General features: G+C 57.5%; 11 protein-coding genes and 1 pseudogene. 10 read left to right on the top strand and 2 right to left on the bottom strand.

Annotated elements, in window-relative coordinates; genetic code table 11:
* Position 1: 1 nt before the first annotated feature.
* The 10 genes and pseudogenes from CCGE525_RS37835 (at position 2) to CCGE525_RS37790 (ending at position 14,171) form a co-directional block, all read left to right on the top strand.
* The gene (locus CCGE525_RS37835) at positions 2-1,669 is read left to right on the top strand and encodes a hydantoinase B/oxoprolinase family protein (RefSeq protein WP_120709371.1); all 1,668 of its coding nucleotides are present in this window, start codon (positions 2-4) and stop codon (positions 1,667-1,669) included.
* On the top strand, positions 1,666-2,877 hold the full coding sequence (locus tag CCGE525_RS37830) for a pyridoxal phosphate-dependent aminotransferase (protein WP_162950473.1): 1,212 nt from the start codon (positions 1,666-1,668) through the stop codon (positions 2,875-2,877). The genes CCGE525_RS37835 and CCGE525_RS37830 overlap by 4 nt, the downstream gene beginning before the upstream one ends.
* Before the next feature lie 11 nt (positions 2,878-2,888).
* Entirely contained in the window at positions 2,889-3,701 is an 813-nt protein-coding gene (locus tag CCGE525_RS37825; RefSeq protein WP_120709370.1) for an NAD-dependent epimerase/dehydratase family protein, read from the top strand.
* Positions 3,702-3,709: 8 nt separating this feature from the next.
* Positions 3,710-4,903, top strand: coding sequence for an NAD(P)/FAD-dependent oxidoreductase (locus CCGE525_RS37820; RefSeq protein WP_120709369.1), 1,194 nt, complete (start codon positions 3,710-3,712; stop codon positions 4,901-4,903).
* 19 nt (positions 4,904-4,922) lie between these two features.
* Positions 4,923-6,608: a thiamine pyrophosphate-binding protein gene (locus CCGE525_RS37815; RefSeq protein WP_120709368.1), complete on the top strand. Its 1,686-nt coding sequence runs from the start codon at positions 4,923-4,925 to the stop codon at positions 6,606-6,608.
* 424 nt (positions 6,609-7,032) lie between these two features.
* Positions 7,033-8,046 (top strand): AraC family transcriptional regulator, encoded by a 1,014-nt coding sequence (locus tag CCGE525_RS37810; protein ID WP_120709367.1) that lies wholly within the window; start codon positions 7,033-7,035, stop codon positions 8,044-8,046.
* Between the two features lie 256 nt (positions 8,047-8,302).
* On the top strand, positions 8,303-9,400 hold the full coding sequence (locus CCGE525_RS37805) for an IS630 family transposase (protein ID WP_120709278.1): 1,098 nt from the start codon (positions 8,303-8,305) through the stop codon (positions 9,398-9,400).
* A gap of 374 nt (positions 9,401-9,774) precedes the next feature.
* Positions 9,775-11,708, top strand: a pseudogene (locus CCGE525_RS39475) (methyl-accepting chemotaxis protein).
* Positions 11,709-12,137: 429 nt separating this feature from the next.
* Positions 12,138-12,713, top strand: a complete 576-nt coding sequence (locus CCGE525_RS37795; RefSeq protein ID WP_245472497.1) for a TetR/AcrR family transcriptional regulator — start codon at positions 12,138-12,140, stop codon at positions 12,711-12,713.
* Between the two features lie 258 nt (positions 12,714-12,971).
* On the top strand, positions 12,972-14,171 hold the full coding sequence (locus tag CCGE525_RS37790; RefSeq protein WP_120709365.1) for an aminotransferase class V-fold PLP-dependent enzyme: 1,200 nt from the start codon (positions 12,972-12,974) through the stop codon (positions 14,169-14,171).
* Between the two features lie 490 nt (positions 14,172-14,661).
* Here CCGE525_RS37790 and CCGE525_RS37780 read toward each other — a convergent pair whose 3' ends face one another.
* Both CCGE525_RS37780 and CCGE525_RS37775 read right to left on the bottom strand, forming a co-directional pair.
* Positions 14,662-17,580 (bottom strand): sensor domain-containing protein, encoded by a 2,919-nt coding sequence (locus CCGE525_RS37780; protein ID WP_120709364.1) that lies wholly within the window; start codon positions 17,578-17,580, stop codon positions 14,662-14,664.
* 147 nt (positions 17,581-17,727) lie between these two features.
* Positions 17,728-18,081 carry a hypothetical protein gene (locus CCGE525_RS37775; RefSeq protein ID WP_120709363.1) on the bottom strand — a complete coding sequence of 118 codons (354 nt, stop codon included), beginning with the start codon at positions 18,079-18,081 and terminating at the stop codon, positions 17,728-17,730.
* Between the last annotated feature and the right edge of the window lie 1,191 nt (positions 18,082-19,272).

The raw sequence follows: 19,272 nt of genomic DNA, 5'->3' as shown, positions 1-19,272 counted from the left end.
CATGAACCAGTCAATGATCGACATTCACATGCAGGTTATGTGGAACCGCCTCGTGTCGGTGGTCGAGGAACAGGCACAGACCCTCATCCGCACGGCCTTTTCGACAAGCGTGCGCGAAGCAGGCGACCTCTCCGCCGGCATCTTCGACCTTCAAGGCCGCATGCTGGCGCAGGCCGTGACAGGGACCCCCGGCCATGTGAACGCCATGGCCGAATCCGTTGCCCATTTCATCAACGACATCGGCCGCGACAACATTTTCGAGAGTGACGTCTACATCACCAACGATCCCTGGAAGGGCACCGGCCACCTCCACGATATCACCGTCGTCACACCCTCGTTCCACCATGGCAAGCATGTCGGATATTTCGCCTCGACGGCGCATGTCGTCGATGTCGGCGGACGCGGCTTCGGTCCGGACGCCCGCGAAGTCTACGAGGAAGGACTTTTCATCCCGATCATGAAGTTCTTCGAACGCGGTGAGGTCAACAAGACCCTCATCCAGTTCGTCAAGAACAACGTTCGCGAAAACGACAAGGTGATCGGAGACCTCTATGCGCTTGCGGCCTGCAACGAGACCGGTCATCGACGGCTCGTCGACATGCTGACGGAGTTCAATCTGCCCGATCTCGACATGATCGGCAGCTTTGTCCTCAAGCACAGCAGGGAGGCCACGCTCGAGCGTTTGCGTAATCTTCCGCACGGGACCTGGAGCTACTCGCTCGATCTCGACGGCTATGACGAACCCGTACATCTCGCCGCAAGGCTTACCATCGGTCCCGATGGTGTGCTGGTCGATTTCGACGGCACGTCGGGAATGAGCAAGTTCGGCATCAACGTGCCGCTCGTCTATGCCAAGGCCTATGCCTGCTACGGCATCAAATGCGTGGTTGCCCCGGAAATCCCCAACAATGCGGCATCACTGGCGCCGTTCGAGGTGACCGCGCCGGAAGGCTGCATCCTGAACGCCAAGCGGCCTGCGCCAGTGGCCGTGCGTCACGTGCTTGGCCACTTCGTGCCGGACCTCGTGCTCGGCGCGCTGCATCAGGCACTGCCCGGACAGGTGCCGGCGGAGGGTGCCAGCGCACTCTGGAACCTGCATATGAGCGTGCGTCCCGTTGCCGACCAGATCGGCGGCAAGGGTGCGGAAATCCTGATGTTCAACTCCGGGGGCAGTGGCGCGAGACCGGCTCTCGATGGGCTGAACGCAACCGCATTCCCGAGTGGCGTCCATACCATGCCGATCGAGGCGACCGAAAATGTCGGGCCGGTCATCGTCTGGCGCAAGGAGCTGCGCGAGGGATCGGGCGGGGCAGGCGAGCGTCGCGGTGGCCTTGGCCAGACGATCGAGATTTCCGCGGCCGAGGGATACACCTTCCGCTTCTCCGCCATGTTCGATCGTCTCGAGCATCCGGCACGTGGCCGCGATGGTGGCGAAGATGGGGCGGCTGGTTCCGTTTCGCTCGACGACGGCACCAAGCTGCGCGGCAAGGGCCTGCAGTTCGTGCCCGAGGGTCGCAAGCTGGTTCTGCAATTGCCCGGCGGCGGCGGCTTCGGCGATCCTGGCAAGCGCCCGGCCGCACAGATCGATAGCGATCATCGCCACGGCTACATAACCGATGAACAACGCGGCGCATACGGCCAGTCCAAGGCCAAGGGAGGCTCCCAATGAATATCATGGTTTTCGAAAGCTCGAGGGCCGCAACGATCAAGTCGTCTCCGTCCATGGCCGTTTCCATGGCGGCCAAGGCTATGCGCGCCAAGGGCGAGCACGTCGTGGACCTGTCGCTCGGTGAGCCGGATTCCGACACGCCGGCCCATATTGTCGATGCGGCGATCGAGGCCATGCGCCGGGGAGTGACCCGTTACACTGCGCCCGACGGCCTGTCCGAGTTGCGCGAAGCCATTGTCCGCAAGTTCAAGCGGGAAAACGGCCTCGACTATGCGATGGACGAAATCTCGATTGGCAATGGCGCCAAGCAGATCCTGTTCAACGCCTTTCTCGGCACGCTCGAAGCGGGTGATGAAGTCGTGGTACCGGCGCCCTATTGGGTGTCCTACACCGATATCGTCATCCTTCACGGCGGCGTGCCGAAAATCGTTCCTTGCGGCGTCGAACAGGATTTCAAGATTACCCCGGAGCAGCTTGAGGCCGCGATCACGCCGAAAACGCGCTGGTTCCTGTTCAACTCGCCGTCCAACCCTACCGGGGCAATCTATACGGCTGCCGAGCTCAAGGCGCTGGGTGAAGTCCTCGCCCGGCATCCGCGCGTCGCGGTCATGTCCGACGAAATTTACGAGCACATCGTCTGCGGCGACGTGCTGTTTACCTCGATCGGCGTGGCCTGCCCGGAACTTCGCGACCGCACGTTGATCATCAATGGCGTGTCCAAGGCCTATGCCATGACCGGCTGGCGGCTGGGTTATGCGGCAGGTCCGAAAGAACTGACCAGGGTGCTCAACAAGCTGCAATCCCAAAGCACGACCTGCCCGTCGTCGATCACGCAATTTGCGGCGGCCGCCGCCCTCGATGGGCCGCAGGAGTTCGTCACCAATGCGGTGGCCGAATACCAGGCGCGCGGCGAATTGGTCGCCAGGGGTTTTGGGGCGATACCGGGGCTAGAGGTGCGGGCACCAGAGGGCGCCTTCTACCTTTTTCCGAAATGCGCGCCCTATATCGGCCGCACGGCACCCGACGGCACGCCGATCAAGAACGATACGGATCTCGCCTCCTATCTCCTGAAAACGGGCAAGGTCGCCACCGTTCCCGGCTCGGCATTCGGCGTCGAGCCTTACATCCGGCTTTCGTTCGCGACATCGCGCGATAATCTGAACATCGCGATCGAACGCGTTGCCGACGCATTGGGCCAGCTATGCTGAGGGATACCGACATGAGCGACTACAATCGTATTCTCCTGACCGGCGCCGCAGGGGCTTTGGGCACCCAGTTGCGCAAGTCGGGAACCAGGCTTGGAAAGATCGTCCGGCTGTCGGCGCGTAGCGCTTGCGAAAACCGGGCGCCGCACGAGGAGGATTTTCCGGCCGACCTTTCTGACTTTGACGCGGTTTCGAAGGCCGTGGAGGGCTGCGACGCCATCGTCCACATGGGCGGCCAGGGCCTCGAAGGTGCCTGGAACACCATCCTCAATGCCAATATCGTCGGCAGCTACAACATCTACGAGGCCGCCCGCCAGCATGGCGTCAAGCGTATCGTTTATGCAAGCTCTGTTCATGCGATCGGCTTCTACGAGCGCAACGAGACCATCGACGGCAATGTGCCGACCCGGCCGGACAGTCTCTACGGGGTTTCGAAGACCTTCGTGGAAAATCTGGCGCGCTACTATTTCGACAAGTTCGGTATCGAGACGGTGTCATTGCGCATCGGTTCCTCCTTTCCGGAACCGACCGATCGCAGGCATCTGATCACCTGGCTCTCCTATCGCGACTGCCGGCAGTTGGTAGAGAAAAGTCTTTCGGCCGAACGCGTGGGCTTCATGGTCGCCTATGGCATGTCCAACAACAGCCGGGCCTTCTGGGACAACCGCACGGCGGCGTCCCTCGGCTATAAGCCGGAGGACAGCGCGGACGAATTTGCCGAAAAGGTTTTCGCGAATACGAAGCAGGGTGATCCCAACGATCCGGCAGTCCGATACCAGGGCGGCAGCTTCGCCGCGGCCGGCCATTTCGAAGACGAGAAGAAGTGAGGCGCGACATGCAGGCTTCGAAACCGTCCTATGATGTCGTCATCGTCGGTGGCGCGGTCGTCGGCAGCTCCACGGCATATTTTCTCGCCACCAATCCGGATTTCAAAGGCTCGGTTCTTGTGATCGAGAAGGACTGGACCTACCAGCGGTCGGCGACCGCGTTGTCGTCGAGCTCGATCCGTCACCAGTTCTCGAACGCCATCAACGTCCAGGTCTCGCAGTTCGGCACTGAGTTCATCCGCAATTTCAAGCACAATGTCGCCGTCGACGACGATACGGCCGAGATCGGTTTTCACGAAGCCGGATATCTCTTCCTTGCCGAAGATGAACGCGGCGAACAGGTTCTGCGGCGCAACCACGAGACGCAGGTCGCTTGCGGCGCCGAGGTGACGCTGCTCGATCCCGAGGGGCTTGGTCGTCGTTTTCCCTGGCTGAACCTAGAAGGTCTTGTTGTCGGCAGCACGGGCGAACGCGGCGAGGGCTGGTTCGACAGCGTCGGGCTGCTGCAGGGGTTCCGCAAGAAGGCGCGCTCGCTCGGGGTCGAATATATCGAGGACGAGGTCGTTGCGGTGAACCGCGAGGGCGACCGGATTGTCTCCGTGACCACCAAGGGTGGCCAGAACATCGGCTGTGGCACGATGGTCAACACATCCGGCACCAACGGCAAGAAGGTGGCGCGGATGGCCGGGCTCGACGTTCCGGTAGAGCCGCGGCGGCGCTCGCTCTTCGTTGTCGACTGCCGGACACCGCTGGAAGGCAAGATCGGCCTGACCATCGATCCGACCGGGGTGTTCTTCCGGCCGGAAGGCAAGTTCTATCTCATGGGCACCTATCCCAAGCACGATCCTGAGGTGGACCCGAATGACTTCGACGTGATGCACGACGAGTTCGACGACGAAATCTGGCCGACGCTCGCCAACCGGGTCCCGGCATTCGAGGCGATCAAGGTCGTGAATTCCTGGGCCGGGCACTATGACTACTGCGTCCTGGACCATAATGTGGTGCTAGGCCCTCACACCGAAGTGAGCAATTTCCTGTTTGCCAACGGCTTCAGCGGTCATGGGCTGCAGCAGTCGCCAGCCATGGGCCGGGGCTTGAGCGAACTCATGACATACGGGGCCTTCAAGACCCTGGATCTATCGCCTTTCGGATACGAGCGGGTCGTGGCGAACCGTCCGTTCCTTGAAGACGCCGTCATTTAACTCAATTCGGGGGAACCCAATGGAAACGACCAAGACCACCCGCACCGGCGGGCAGGTGCTCATTGATGCACTCCGGATTCACGGCGTCGAACGTGCTTTCTGCGTTCCAGGCGAAAGCTATCTGGCAGCACTCGATGCGCTTCATGACGCGAGCGACGACATCGAACTCATCGTTTGCCGGCAGGAGGGCGGGGCCGCCTACATGGCCGAAGCGTACGGAAAAATGACCGGAAAGCCCGGTATCTGCTTCGTGACCCGCGGTCCCGGCGCGACCAATGCCTCCGTGGGCGTCCATACGGCGTTTCAGGATTCGACGCCGATGATCCTGTTCATCGGCCAGGTGGCGCGTGACCAGATGGAGCGCGAGGCGTTTCAGGAGATCGACTACCGCCGCATGTTCGGCCAGATGGCGAAATGGGTCGTGGAAATCGAAGACGCAGCGCGCATCCCCGAGCTGATCAGCCAGGCATTCCACCGCGCAGTCAATGGCCGCCCGGGTCCTGTCGTCGTTGCTCTCCCCGAGGACATGCTGATCGACCGCGTCGATGTCACCGACGTGCCGCACTACAAAAAGGTCGAGGCCTATCCCGGCGACGAGGAACTGGCCGAGCTGCGCCGGCTTCTAGAAACCGCCAAGCGCCCGATGGTCGTGGCCGGCGGTGGTGGCTGGACGATGAAGGCAGTGGACGCATTGCGGCGCTTCTCGGAAGCCTTTGCGCTGCCGGTCGCAGCATCGTTCCGCTGCCAGGACCTGTTCGACAACGCGCATGCGAACTATGCGGGCGATCTAGGTCTCGCGGCGGGCCCCAAGCTGATCCAGCACATGAGAGATTGCGACCTGTTGATTTCGATCGGCGCGAGGCTCGGTGAAATGACCACGGGAGCCTACACCCTCATCGATATCCCTGTGCCCAAGCAGACGCTCGTTCATGTCCATGCGGGCGCGGAAGAATTAGGCCGCGTCTACCATGCGACATTGCCGATCAATGCAACGGCCGTTGGTTTTCTGTCGCGGGCAGTGCAACTGTCCCCCATCGCGAACCCGGCATGGCAGGGCTGGACCGCTCAAGCGCATCAAGATTACCTCGAAAATCTGAAGCATCCCGTCGTACCGGGTCCGGTGCAGATGGGGGATGTGATGGAATGGCTGCGCTCGCACCTTCCGGTCGACGCTATTCTCACCACTGGCGCCGGCAATTATTCCGCCTGGGCGCATCGTTTCTACCAGTACCGCACCTTCCGCACCCAGATTGGGCCGACGAACGGATCCATGGGCTATGGCGTGCCGGCGGCGATCGCCGCCAAGCTCACGGATCGCAAACGCACCGTGGTCGCCTTTGCCGGAGACGGCTGCTTCCTGATGAATGGACAGGAGATCGCGACAGCCATGCAATATGACGCGCGGGTGATTTTCCTCGTCATCAACAACGGCATGTACGGCACGATCCGCATGCATCAGGAGCGGAACTATCCCGGCCGCGTGTCCGGCACGATGTTGACCAACCCCGATTTCGCCTCGATGGCGCGGTCCTATGGGCTGCACGCGGAAACTGTCGAAGCGACGGAGGAGTTCGCGGCAGCGTTCGAGCGGAGCGACGCGTCCGGGAAGCCCGCGCTTATCGAGATTAGAATCGATCCGGAAGCGCTCACTCCGAAGATGAGTTTGTCCCAGATTCGCGACCAGGCCAGGGCACAAGGCAAGTGATATAGGCTGGATGCTCTTGCCCCGCCCTCGTGCCACAGTTGCGACGCTTGCTGCAGTACGGCTGTCTTTCGGCCAGGTCGACGTTTTGTTGGCCGTCCGCCACCTCGCGGCAGTTCAAGTTCGACAGGCTGTTGTTTGCGAACTGCAGTGAGTGACAGCGGTCGAAGGTTCAAGCCAGGCCTTAAGATCAGCCGCCGGTTTCGCGGTAAGGTCTTTCGGGCACCGCGACGACATTTGCGGCACCCGAAAGACCTTATCGCAACCTGATCGACTGACTGTCGAAGAAAACACTGTGACGTACAATCGACCTCGGGCTCTTGCATGAAAATCGATGAAAAGAAATCACTTCAAGGAAATACCCCTGCGATAGAAATATTGGTATCCGTGGACACGCAATCGGCTGCGGTTATTGAGAGCGCCTAGGATGGAACCCACTGTGCCGCATAAAAAGCCCTCAGGTATCTCTAGGTTTCAGTTCGAGAATATTGACGCGCAGACGCTGTCTGAACACTATGCAAGATTTTCGACTGGCGTCCTCATCGAACCCCTGACTCGGCGCAAGGGCATCGCGATTGAAGGGAGTCACTATGCCACTGGAGCGTTCCAGATTTGGTCCGGAACATGCCGTTTTGGCATGCAAGCTAAACTCCTCGAACCGCCGGAGGTCTTTGCGATTTATCTTCCGCATGCAGGTGGATTCGATGTCTACACCGGCTCACAGCGCCACGAATACGGACCTGACGAGGCTTTTGTAGGAGACCTGTCGACGATTGAACGAATTCGTTTTCAAGAGGGGCGGCGGCACACCGCTATAGCGTTTGGCAGATCCCTGGTTACCAAGCAACTCTGCGAACTGCTTGATACCCCTGTCAGCAAAAAGCTCGAATTTTCTGCGAAATTGGATTGCAGTTCGTCTGCAATACGAAGAATTTCCATGGCCTCGGCACTGCTCTGGAGCAGCCTTGCAAACGAACCAGAACATATTGCGTCGGTGAAGTTCACCGAGCACCTGTTTCAGTCGCTAGCCTTGCTCTTGCTGGCTGTCGTGCCCCACAATTACTCAGTAAATTTAGGCCGCCCCCTCTCGCCCGCGATACCAAGGCAGGTCAAACGGGCAGTAGACTTTATGGTCTCGAATGTTTCGATGGAGATTACGATTGGTGATCTTGTCCGGGAATGTGGGTGCAGCGCCCGTAGCCTTAACGCGGGATTCCTGCAGTTCAAAGGAATCAGCCCCCTTCAATACCTCCGCCAAATCCGGCTCGATGCAGTCCGGAAAGATTTGATCAACGCGAAAAATCAAAGCACGATATCGCAGACAGCGCAGCGATGGGGGTTCACTCACATGGGCCGCTTTGCCGCTCTCTATAGACAAGCCTTTGGCGAGTCGCCCTCCGAAACCGTGCGATCCTCGGGAATGCGTTTGCCGCGGCCTTGAACGCATGCGCTATGACCAGAAAGCCCAACAATCTCTGCCCCTGAAAGCTGGCTTAAGCAATTCCGTAAACGACGGGTTCATTAGCCGCAGCACTTGATGGGCCATGTCGTCACAAAAGGATATGGATCCAGTTTCAGCATAGCTATCCGCTTCTGGCTTCTATTTGGCCATCGCTCCCAAACGGATATCCTAGTCACCCGGAACTAAAGTAGGCATCATTTGTTATGCTTCTGCAGCAACGGCAGGAGTTTGATTGATGGTGGGCAGGCGAGCAGACATCGTGGTCCTGAGTGACGGGGATAGGAATTTCCTTGAATCTCAGGTGCGTCGGCATACAGCACCTCGCTCGCTGTCGGATCGATGCCGGATAGTCCTGTTGTGTGCAGAGGGCCTGGAGAGCAAGGATGTTGCCGAACGCCTCGGTGTCCACGAACATACGGTTGGCAAATGGCGTCGCCGGTTCGCGCGGGATGGCATTGACGGGCTGACTGACGAATATCGCGCAGGTCGGCCACGAACCGTCTCTGACGCGCAGGTCGCCGAAGTCATCGAACGTACGTTGAACACCACTCCGAAGGATGCCACGCACTGGTCTATCCGCTCGATGGCAGCCGACAGCGGGCTGTCGCACACCACCATCCGTCGGATCTGGACCGCATTTGGTTTACAGCCGCATCGCTCGGAGACATTCAAGCTGTCTTCCGATCCGCTGTTCGTCGACAAGGTGCAGGACATTGTCGGCCTGTATATGTCGCCGCCAAACCGGGCTGTCGTGCTATGCGTGGATGAGAAATCGCAAATCCAGGCGCTGGATCGCGAGCAGCCGGTTCTGCCCATGGCGCCGGGCGTAGCCGAGCGGCGCACCCATACCTATGTCCGCAACGGCACGACATCCCTGTTCGCCGCGCTCGACGTTGCGACTGGCGCGGTGATCGGCCAGTGCTACAAACGTCACCGGGCGACCGAATTCCTCGACTTCTTGAAGCGGATTGACGCCGAGATGCCCAAAGGGCCGGACGTGCATCTGGTGATGGACAACTATGCGACCCACAAGACGCCGAGGATCAAGGCCTGGCTCGCACGCCGCCCGCACTGGCATGTTCACTTCACGCCAACGTCCGCCTCCTGGATCAATCAGGTCGAGCGGTGGTTTGCAGAGCTGACGCGCAAGCAGTTGCAACGCGGCGTTCATCGTTCCACCGCAGAGCTGGAGGCCGACATCGAAGCGTTCATTACAACGCACAACGAGAATCCAAAGCCATACAGATGGGTGAAATCCGCCGACCAAATCCTCGCCTCGGTCAAGCGATTCTGCCAAAAAACAATGAGCCGAACTTCAGATTCGGGTGACTAGTTAACACCTCCTTAGCAACCGCCGAACAGATTGCCACAGTAACCCAAGCAAGCCTTAAACCCGCTTCCCCGGGGGCGGGATGGAAATTCAAGGCTTCAGTTCGTCGTCCCCTATCGGCGTCAGCAAGATAAAGCGGAGCAAACCTGGCAATCCTCTTGAACTTTCTCAACATACAGGGTCGATGCGAAGGTTATCAATCACAGATTGAGAGAATGGCTGTCGTACTTGAATCGATGGCGATGTCAGACGTTGAGACAAACGTTCGCCCGGCGAGATTACACAACAAGCTCGCCGAATTGAACGACGCGTTGCAGTCCATTCTTAGTGCCGCTTCGGCATCCAAATAGTCGCACTTCAACCAAGGGATCACCAAAATGCGCAGACCAAGTGTGAAACTATCCCTGATTAGCGTCTTTCTGCTGATCTCGGCCATGATCGGAGGCTTCGGCGTCCTCTCTGTTGCGTCGATGTCGACCCTCAATGGCTCGACTGAGGCGATTTCCAAAAAATGGCTGCCAAGTGTCGTGGCTGCGAAAGACATCAGGGGCCTCCTCTACGAGGAGCGGCTCGCCTATGCCAGATACATCTTGTCTGTCAGTTCGGAGGCGAAAGCCAAGACAGAAGAGGCGATCAAGGAGAAGATTGCTGCCACCAACGCAGCCATAAAGGCCTACGAGCTTATGGCGGACACCGCAGATGAGCGTCAGATACTCACGGAAATTTCGGCCGGCAGCGCCGCATATGACCAGCTAGCTGCCAAAATGCTAGAGTTCTCCCGTGCGAACAGGAATGACGAAGCAAGCAAAATCTTTGGCACGGTGATGGCGGAGCAAGGCGAGAAGAATACGGCGTCGGTGGCAAAATTGGTTCAGTTCAATATGCGCGGCGCCAAGCAGGCGACCGATCTTGCGGAATCGACATATTCCGAAACTGTGACGACAATTTGCATAATTCTGGGTTTTATCGCCGTCGTCGTTCTGGCCTCCATCTTCTTTGTCCTGGCAGGTGTGGTCAAGCCGATACAGAAGATTACTGCCTCCATGAGGCGGCTCGCCGCCGGCGATAGTGCTGCGTCCATTCCGTTCGGCGGCCGCTCGGACGAAATCGGCTCGATGGCAGCCGCCATCGAGGTGTTTCGCCAAGCGGCGATCGTCAACAAGCAGCTCGAACTTGACGCCGAGACAAACCGTAGACAGGCAGAAGCCAATCGGATCGCCGACCAGAAAAAGGCGGAGGATGATGCAGCCGAGCGTCTGAGGATTGCTACCTCCGGCTTGGCGGCCGGAATCAAGCGGCTGACTTGGCCTTCCAGCTCAACGACGCCTTTGCGCCGGACTTCGAAAGCTTGAGGCACGACTTCAATCAATCGGTCCGCCAACTGGGTACGACCATGTCGGCGATCTATGAAAGCATCAACACGATGGACGATGGCACCAAGGAAATCGCCGCCGGCGCCAACGACCTGTCTAAGCGAACCGAGCAGCAGGCCGCTTCTCTGGAAGAAACTGCTGCCGCGCTGGATCAAATCACGGCGACCGTGAACTCGTCGACCAAAATAACTGAAGAAGCGCGTGGCGTCGCCACCGAGGCGAACAACGCCGCGACCAAATCTGCGGAAGTCGTATCTCACGCCGAAGAGGCGATGCAGAGAATTGAAGAATCCTCACAGCAAATCTCGAATATCATCGGCGTCATCGACGAAATCGCTTTCCAGACCAATCTTTTGGCTCTCAATGCAGGCGTCGAGGCGGCGCGCGCGGGGGAAGCGGGCAAGGGCTTTGCCGTCGTCGCGCAGGAAGTGCGTGAACTGGCTCAGCGCTCCGCGCAGGCAGCCAAGGAGATCAAGGGGCTGATCCAAAAATCCACCCAGGAAGTCGGTAGCGGCGTCAAACTGGTCCAGGATACAGGTGTGGCACTGAAGTCAATCGGAGAGTTTATCGCACAGGTGAACCAACACATGGAGTCAATAGCCAAATCTGCCAAAGAGCAGTCTTTGGCGTTGGCCGAGGTCAACACCGCGGTGAATTCGATGGATCAGACGACCCAGCAGAATGCGGCCATGGTCGAGCAGTCCACTGCGGCAAGCGCGAGCCTTGCGCTTGAGGCTGCCATGCTGCGCGAGCTCGTTTCTCAGTTTGAACTGGAGGGCACCTCATCTAGCCAAGCCGTTGCTCTGCGCAAGACCGCGCGCAGCATGGCAGCGACTTCGCCCTCATCTCGATCGCCGTCCACCGTGCGTCGCTCCGCTGCCGCCCCTGCGGTTAGAGGCAATATCGCATTAGCCCAAGATTCATGGGCGGAATTCTAGTTCCAGGCCTCGAGTTCAAATCGCCCACTCTTGGGGCAGGCTCACGCGCCCCAAGAGTGTTCGGAAAGAGGAAAAATGACACACGGATGGGAGGACCGAGCGGACCAGAACAAGGGGATCATCGAGCCACAGTTGTCGAACAAGCCCTGCGGCATGCTATGTGACGATCGCCCGAGCGACTAACGCCATCACCTGGCGCGTCCAAGGGGGGTGCGGCTGGTGGCCTAGTCTGCATAAAGCAGGCGATATACATATTGGCTCCCTGTTGATACGAATGGCTCCCGACGCGAACCGCATTGATCGTCGAGCGGTGGGAACTTATGTTGTATATGAATAATCTTTCAGGTTTTGGGTTCGCTTATGGGAAACGGCTCGTCACCATTACTAAACCCCCGGAAATTGCCGCGTCAGGAGCGGTCTATCGCCACCGTGGACGCGATTTTCGAAGCAACCATTCAGGTTTTGTCGAGCGATGGACTGATCGGACTGAACACCACACGCGTGTCGCGCCGAGCAGGTGTTTCGGTTGGCACTCTCTATCAATATTACCCAAACAAGCAGGCGTTGCTGTTCGCGATGCTGGAGCGACATCTCGCGGTGCTGGCAGCAGCAATTGAAAGAGCATGCGACGAAAACCTCAACGCCAGAGCTGAGGAGCTCGCCGAGGCTGTGGTGAAGGCTTATCTTCAGGCGCAGATGGCGCAGGCAGAGGTCTCTCCGGCCCTTTATCGCATTTCCTTGGAACTCGATGCTCGCGCGTTAATCGACATGGCGACTCGACGAAGTGTGAAAGCAGTCGGAGCAGCGCTGTCGAGTGCGAGTGACGCCCAGTTTGCCGATCCGGATCTGGTCGCTCAAACCCTGACCGCGGCGCTTTACGGAATGGTTCCGGCCTTCTGTCACCGGGTATTGGCCCCCGCCGATGGTAGGGAAGCTGAAAAACAGCTCATAATTGAGTTTCGCTCTTATCTCGGCGCGCACCAGAGCGAAGTTTCAGGAAGCTAAAACGTGCTACTGAAGGCATCGTCCGGCGAGATGCGATTGCATTGCAATCCCGATCGGCCAGCTACGAAAAGGTGTTGAGCCATCACCCCTGAGACCCAATCGTGAGACCGCTCGCCGGCTCTCCGAGAGCCCGCCCGAACGTTCTTCCGCACAGGCTTCTTCTTTTGCCATTATCTTCCGGCGCGGGAGGCAATATGGGCAGAATGCTCTGGCCTGCTGTGCCTATGGTGGGCCCGGGGTAAACGAGGGACTTTATCGATGAGTGTTATGGCTGATATGGTGGACGTGAGCGCAAGCGAGGACGCGTGGAAGAGCGTTCGCGATCAATACCCTGCGCAGGAACCGCTTTTGAACCTGAACAACGCGGCAGTGAGCCCTCCACCTCTTGTGGTCGAAGAAGCAATGATCGACGCCTACCGGTTCATCAGCCGCAATCCCGATTACAATATGTGGAGCAAGCTCGACACAGCATTGCCCGGCATAAAGCGCGATTTGGCAGAACTGATTGATTGTTCGCCCGACGAAATCGCCCTAAACCGCAATTCATCGGAAGGTCTCTCGACAGCGATCTTTGGGATACCGCTCGACAGAGGTGACCAGGTAATTATTTCGGACTGGGACTACCCGAGTGTTCGCGAGGGATGGTTTCAACGGGTCCAGCGCGACGGTGTCGAGGTCGTCAATTGCGTTTTCGATCTGCTGGACGGCAACGACGATATCGTCGAGGCTTACGTTAATCTGATGACGCCGCGCACCCGCGTGCTGCAGCTGACGCATATGTATCATTGGAATGGCCGTGTTCTCCACATCAAACGCCTCTGCGAGATAGCGCGTGAGCGAAATATCATTACCGTCGTCGACGGCGCTCAGACATTCGCCCAGATGCCGGTCAGCTTTCGCCAACTCGGTTGCGACTTCTTTATCACCAGCCTTCACAAATGGTTGGGAGCGCCGGTCGGCAACGGGATGCTGGTCGTCAACCGCCGACATATCGACCAAACATGGCCCCTACTTGCGCCATTCGACCAACCGACCATCGGAATAGACAAGTTCGATCACTGGAACCTTGGCACTTACAACTCGGCGATACAAAGTGGAATTGCGCCGGCTATCCATTTCCATAAGCAGATTCGAGCAGCCAGGATGCATGCGAGGTTGCGTGAACTCACCCGATATTGGATCGGCCTTGCTCGCAATATTCCCGGCTTCAGGCTTCATACCCCAATTGACACGGACGAGCTGGGTGCAATAGGCCTGTTTTCTATCGACGGCATGGATATGAGGAGGCTCGAGAGCGACCTCCGGGAGACGTGCCGCGTCCATGTGAAATATCGCAAGGTCAAGAATATTGAGGGGCTGCGGGTTTCGCCGCACATCTACATGATGAAGAGCGATTTGGACATTTTCGTCAGCGCGTTGCGCGATGCCTTGTCCGTCTCGGCAATCCGCCCAATTTAGTAGCAGTCGCGAATTGTGCGGGGAGCGCGTCGTTGGCGTCGACTTCCCTCAGGCGCGCTTCTGCTTCTGCACGGGGTGGATTGCCTCAATGTTGGTTGCGCCGCCTAGAGTTTATCTCTTCGCTCACTCAACGCCTTCAATGCGAGCAAGCTTTTCCGTTCCTTTACCCGGTCGAATGTGAAAATTCCAGGTTCGACGCCATGCTCCCACCCCAACGTGTATGGCAGGCGTCGCCTGTTAAAAGAACCGACCTCCAGGAGTACGGGCCACAAACGAAACACCGCCCGCAGTATGTCCAGGAGTCAGGATAGTGAAGAGTGACTCGTCACCGAAAACATCGATCACCCCGTCGAATCTCTCATCCGGGTCCTCGGCGAACACCAATCATGAGGATACCGAGCCGTCCACCTGCAGGTCAAGAATATGGGTCCGCAGAAATCCTCCGAACTGACGTCTATGGCGGCCCATCGGGTGAAGACGGACAGAAGCCTTACAGGAAATGTTTGTTGAAGTCATGCAAAGCTACCGGTTTCCCAAAAAAGTAACCTTGCCCGATTTCGCAGCCAAAGCCATTCAGACTGGCAGCTTGCTCGTTTGTCTCGATGCCTTCGGCGACGGTGGTCATTCCAAGCGCATCGGCGATCGACGTGAAAGCCTTTACCAGTTCAGTTCCACGATCATTCTTCCCCATTTGAGCTATGAAGGAACGGTCAATCTTCAGAACGTCGATCGGAAAACGACTGAGGTAAGCAAGAGCCGAATGGCCAGTCCCGAAATCGTCAATAGCAACGCTCAGCCCCATCGCCCGCAGCTTTTGCAGCGTCGTTTGAACACCGGGCTCGTCATTGAGTAGCAAGCTTTCGGTGATCTCACACTCCAACCATTCTGCTCGGCAACTAGTCTGCGTTAAGGCAATTTCGATCTGTTTCGCGAGATCGTTCTGCTTGAACTGCCGGGGCGAAAGGTTGACGGCAATTTTCAAGGGCTTCAGACGCTTGGAGTTCCAGTCGACAGCCGTTTGCGCGGCTGTTCGAATAACCCAATCGCCAATCTCAACGATGGTTCCATTTTCCTCAGTGATGGGGATGAAGGAATCGGGCATCAGAAGTCCAAGCTCAGGATGCCGCCAGCGCAGTAATGCCTCGGCACCAATAATCTCGCCAGACGAGAGGTCCACCTTCGGCTGGTAATAGAGTTCCAGCTCTTTGTTGGCACATGCTGTGTGCGAGGCGTTACCAAGGTTCACCCGTAGCCTCGCTCGGGCGGTAAGCGCTTCATCGTAATACTGAAAATTGTTGCGGCCTCGCGCCTTCGCCTCATACAGGGCGGCGTCTGCGTGTGCAAAGAGATCGCGAGGGGAGGCGCCATCGTCGGGATAGCAGGCTATCCCCAGACTGCCCGATACTAGCATATCGCGACCCTCCATATGGAAAGGGCGGGCAATCGCCGCCAACAGCCGGTTGGTGATTTCCGATACATTTTGCCGGTGTCCCACGTTCTGCAGAAAGATCGCGAATTCGTCGCCGCCAAGACGGGCAAAAGTATCGGATTGCCGCAGCTCGACAGAGAGACGCTGGGCGACCTCGCACAGGAGCTGATCGCCTGCCGCATGGCCTAGTGTATCGTTCACGTCCTTGAAATTGTCGAGATCCAGTATGACCAACGCGAATTGCACATTCTTGGCTTCAGCATCAGCAAGTGTGGTTTCAAAGACGCGATTGAACCAGGCCCTGTTGGGAAGTCCGGTAAGGGAATCGCGATACGCAAGCTTCTCTATGTCCTCCCGGTGCGAAACGGCTTCTGTAATATCGCGCATCACTACGAGAACGGTCGACACCTTGCCATCGGCATTGATTTCCGGTGTAAAGTGGGCATGCAACCAATTGTGTGATCCGGACGAGGATATATAACTCGTCTCCAGGTCGGCTTCTTGGCCGGTCCTCAGGACCGATCGCAGCGTGTCAAGATAGTCAGTGGGAATCCCTGTGATATCGTCTTCGGTCGCAGGGAGACCGATGACATCCTTTGGATCAATTCCCCTCAGAAAGCGGCGCATCGCAGGATTGGCATGCAGTCGGCGAAGTTCGCAATCATAACGAATCATACCATCAGGGGAGTGTTCCACGAGAGAAGCGATTTCGCAGGATTGCCGCTTCAGTGTTTCCTCCATGGCCTTGCGGTCATGAATATCTAGGAGCGTTCCCACCACCCGGAGCGGCCGACCCTGTTCATCGCGTTCGAGGATCTTGCCAATATCCTCGACCCACTTGTATGACCCATTTCGTTGTCGAATACGGATTTCAGCTCTATGCAGAGGAGTATCGCCGTTCGTATGTTGCATCCGGCTCTCAACATAATCCTTGATATCGTCTAGATGGATGCTGGCAAGTAAGCTTTCGTCAGAGAAAAGTTCCTTCAACTCGACGTCGAGGATTTCGCAGGTGCGTGGTGAGTAGAATGCCCCATTTTGGTTGCCGTTCCATTCCCATATGCCGATTCCGGTACTTGCAAGCGCTAGTTCGGAACGAATCTGAGACGTATATAACTCGGCCTGCGTCTTCCGGAGCTCCGTGAGGTCCTGCACAAATACAAGGAAGCACAGAGTTTCGTCGGGCTGTGCGACGTCGCCCGAGATGATCGCAAACTCGACCTGAGCATCGATGAGATGCCCGTCGCGATGGAGGTATTGCTTGAAGATCGCGGCCCGTCCGTTGCCCGCTCGCAGAAGGGCCCGCATGGCCTCTCGATCGAGACTAATATCGCCAGCGGGCGTGATTTCGTTGGCGGACCGTCTGGAAAACTCCTCACGAGTATAGCCCAACAGCCTTGCGAATGCCGCATTTACTCTTAAAAAGTGACCATGTGAATCGATAATTGCCGCGCCGAACGGCCCAAATTCGAATGCTTCGCGGAAAAGCCGCTCGCGCTGACCTGCGCTGTCCAGTTCATATGCGATACCCGTCAGAATCCCCGAGTGGCGCTGATGTCCGCCCCTATGACACAGGAATTGAAGCATTTTGCTAGAATTATCGGGCATTCTAACCTGCAGTTTGAGCTCTGGCCATTGATCGCCTTGCGCCGCGACAGCGCGGAGGGCGATTCCTTGCAGCCATGGCGCCAGCTCTGCACGTATAGTGGCCCGCATGTGCTGCCGATCGGCTTGCTGTGGAAACTGGTTGAAAAACCATTCGAGTTCGGCGGACCACCATAGATCACCCGTTGCGATGTCAAATGACCAAGAAGCCAAGTTGGCTGTCGGCAGATATAAAATCTGGTCGCTTTTTTTACTATCGACGGCAGTTGCCTGAACCAAGTTATTGGCATGTTGCGCCTTTTCAAATGACTTGGCCGACTGAATATCCAAGCGTTTGAAGGCCGGGCGAGATGTATGGATGGCTTTTCCACTCATGATATCGATTTACAACAAGCCGAAACCTGTGCCCTTCTTAGATTTTCCATTATCTCACGCGCGGCTTTTCTTGATTTCAGGAACCAGGAGGCGTGATGAAAACTGCTGGTAACCCGATATGCTATGCGATGAGTTCCAGGGTTGTTGCTATTCCGGCGCGCCCATCCTCGAAAGAGCAGCTGAGCCCATAGGAGTCCCGCGTTCCGGTGATGCGCGAGTTTTACCATTGCCGATCGCAAGTTTTCTGGACTTGCCTCCAGGGTCAGCTTTTGCAGGGACGAGATTCTCATCGGCTATGAGTTTCACCAGAGGCTCGTTCGCAGTCTCCGTGAGCATTTGCGCATGCATCGCTTCCAAATAGTTGACGACAAACAGCATTTGTTGCCGCTCGTGCTCGAGTATCTGCGCCATTTGGATATCGGTGAATGTTGGGTACGCGACAGGTGACATGTCGGAGTGACCGTTGACCGGCTTGCGGGACGGTAAGTTGACGATATTCATCGTGAGTTCCCTGTGAAAACGCCTATGTCTAAGTTGAAAGACGGGTTTCATTTGTATCTAAAGTTGCTGTTGGGCAGCTATGTTTTATTCATGACCTGCAAAGATCTGATAGAGGTCGCCGTGGGCGTGGTCCGCCCGCTCCGCTGGCTTTCTCGGGTGGTGTGCAAGGATGACATTGGTGTGCTCTTTCCTGGATCGATTACGCGCCTGCCGCGGAGTGGCGTTTCGTCATTCAACCTTTAAGGTGCAGTTATTGGCGCGTTGTCATCCTTACGGACGCGCGTGACACTACCGAATCGTGCACTTCAGGTTTTGGGGATGGCCGCCTCGAATCATTCGGGCAGAGTTCAACGTCAACTGCAGGCCGTCGTAGTTGTGCGGGCCAGTGTCCGTCGGTGCAGTGCGTCGTCTAGTACCAACACCTGAAGCATGGAGATTAACAAGATGATATCCGGGCACGTACTGTGAGGTTTGCATGCACGAATCGGATACAATTGGAATAATCGGATATCTGCCATCTATTGCCGGTCGTTCGCAGGCTTGCGGTCGATGGTGGCAAGTTCAAGTGGCACTTCAGGCAATGCTGTTAATTGTCGCGTGGCAAACATTTCCGAGGACATTGCGGAGCTGCGCCAGTTTTAGATCTTAGCATTCGCTCCGGGTGCTGTCATACCTCAAGCGAAGCATCGTCATCCGCGATGAAGGCAACGAAATGTTATAGTCGCGTAACTGCCGCGCGTAGCGTCTAGCTGCTGCCAAAATTTGTTGCAAAGACGAGGGGCCGAAGCGGAACACCGCCGCGTCCACCTCTGAAATATCCGGATCCTTCATGGGTCGTCAACAAACGAAATGCTCAGCCCATGCTGTGCGTATTCGTCCAGGCCGTCGGGATCGGGTCGTTCCCCGTACCAAACGACGGTTCTCGGCGAAAGAGGCATTCTGCTCATCGCTCGACCCTCACCGGGAGAGGCCATTCAACGCCTTTCCCCAACGCACCGTCAGCTGAGCAACAAATACAGTTGTGCACGCGCCGTGCGGTGGTGGGGCGGACCGCTCCCCGCATGCCGTCGTAGTAGAGGAAGCGCGCAGCCGCGGGGGCGGGGGTCGCCGCGCCGAGAAACATGGTGACGGCAAGCGAGGCCACCGTCGAATTGATTGAAATCACAGCGGGCTGAGGCACACGCGCTCCTT

Source organism: Rhizobium jaguaris, assembly GCF_003627755.1.
Lineage (GTDB): Bacteria > Pseudomonadota > Alphaproteobacteria > Rhizobiales > Rhizobiaceae > Rhizobium > Rhizobium jaguaris.
Note: the sequence above shows the minus strand (reverse complement) of the source record. Positions and strands in the feature narration are given on the sequence as shown.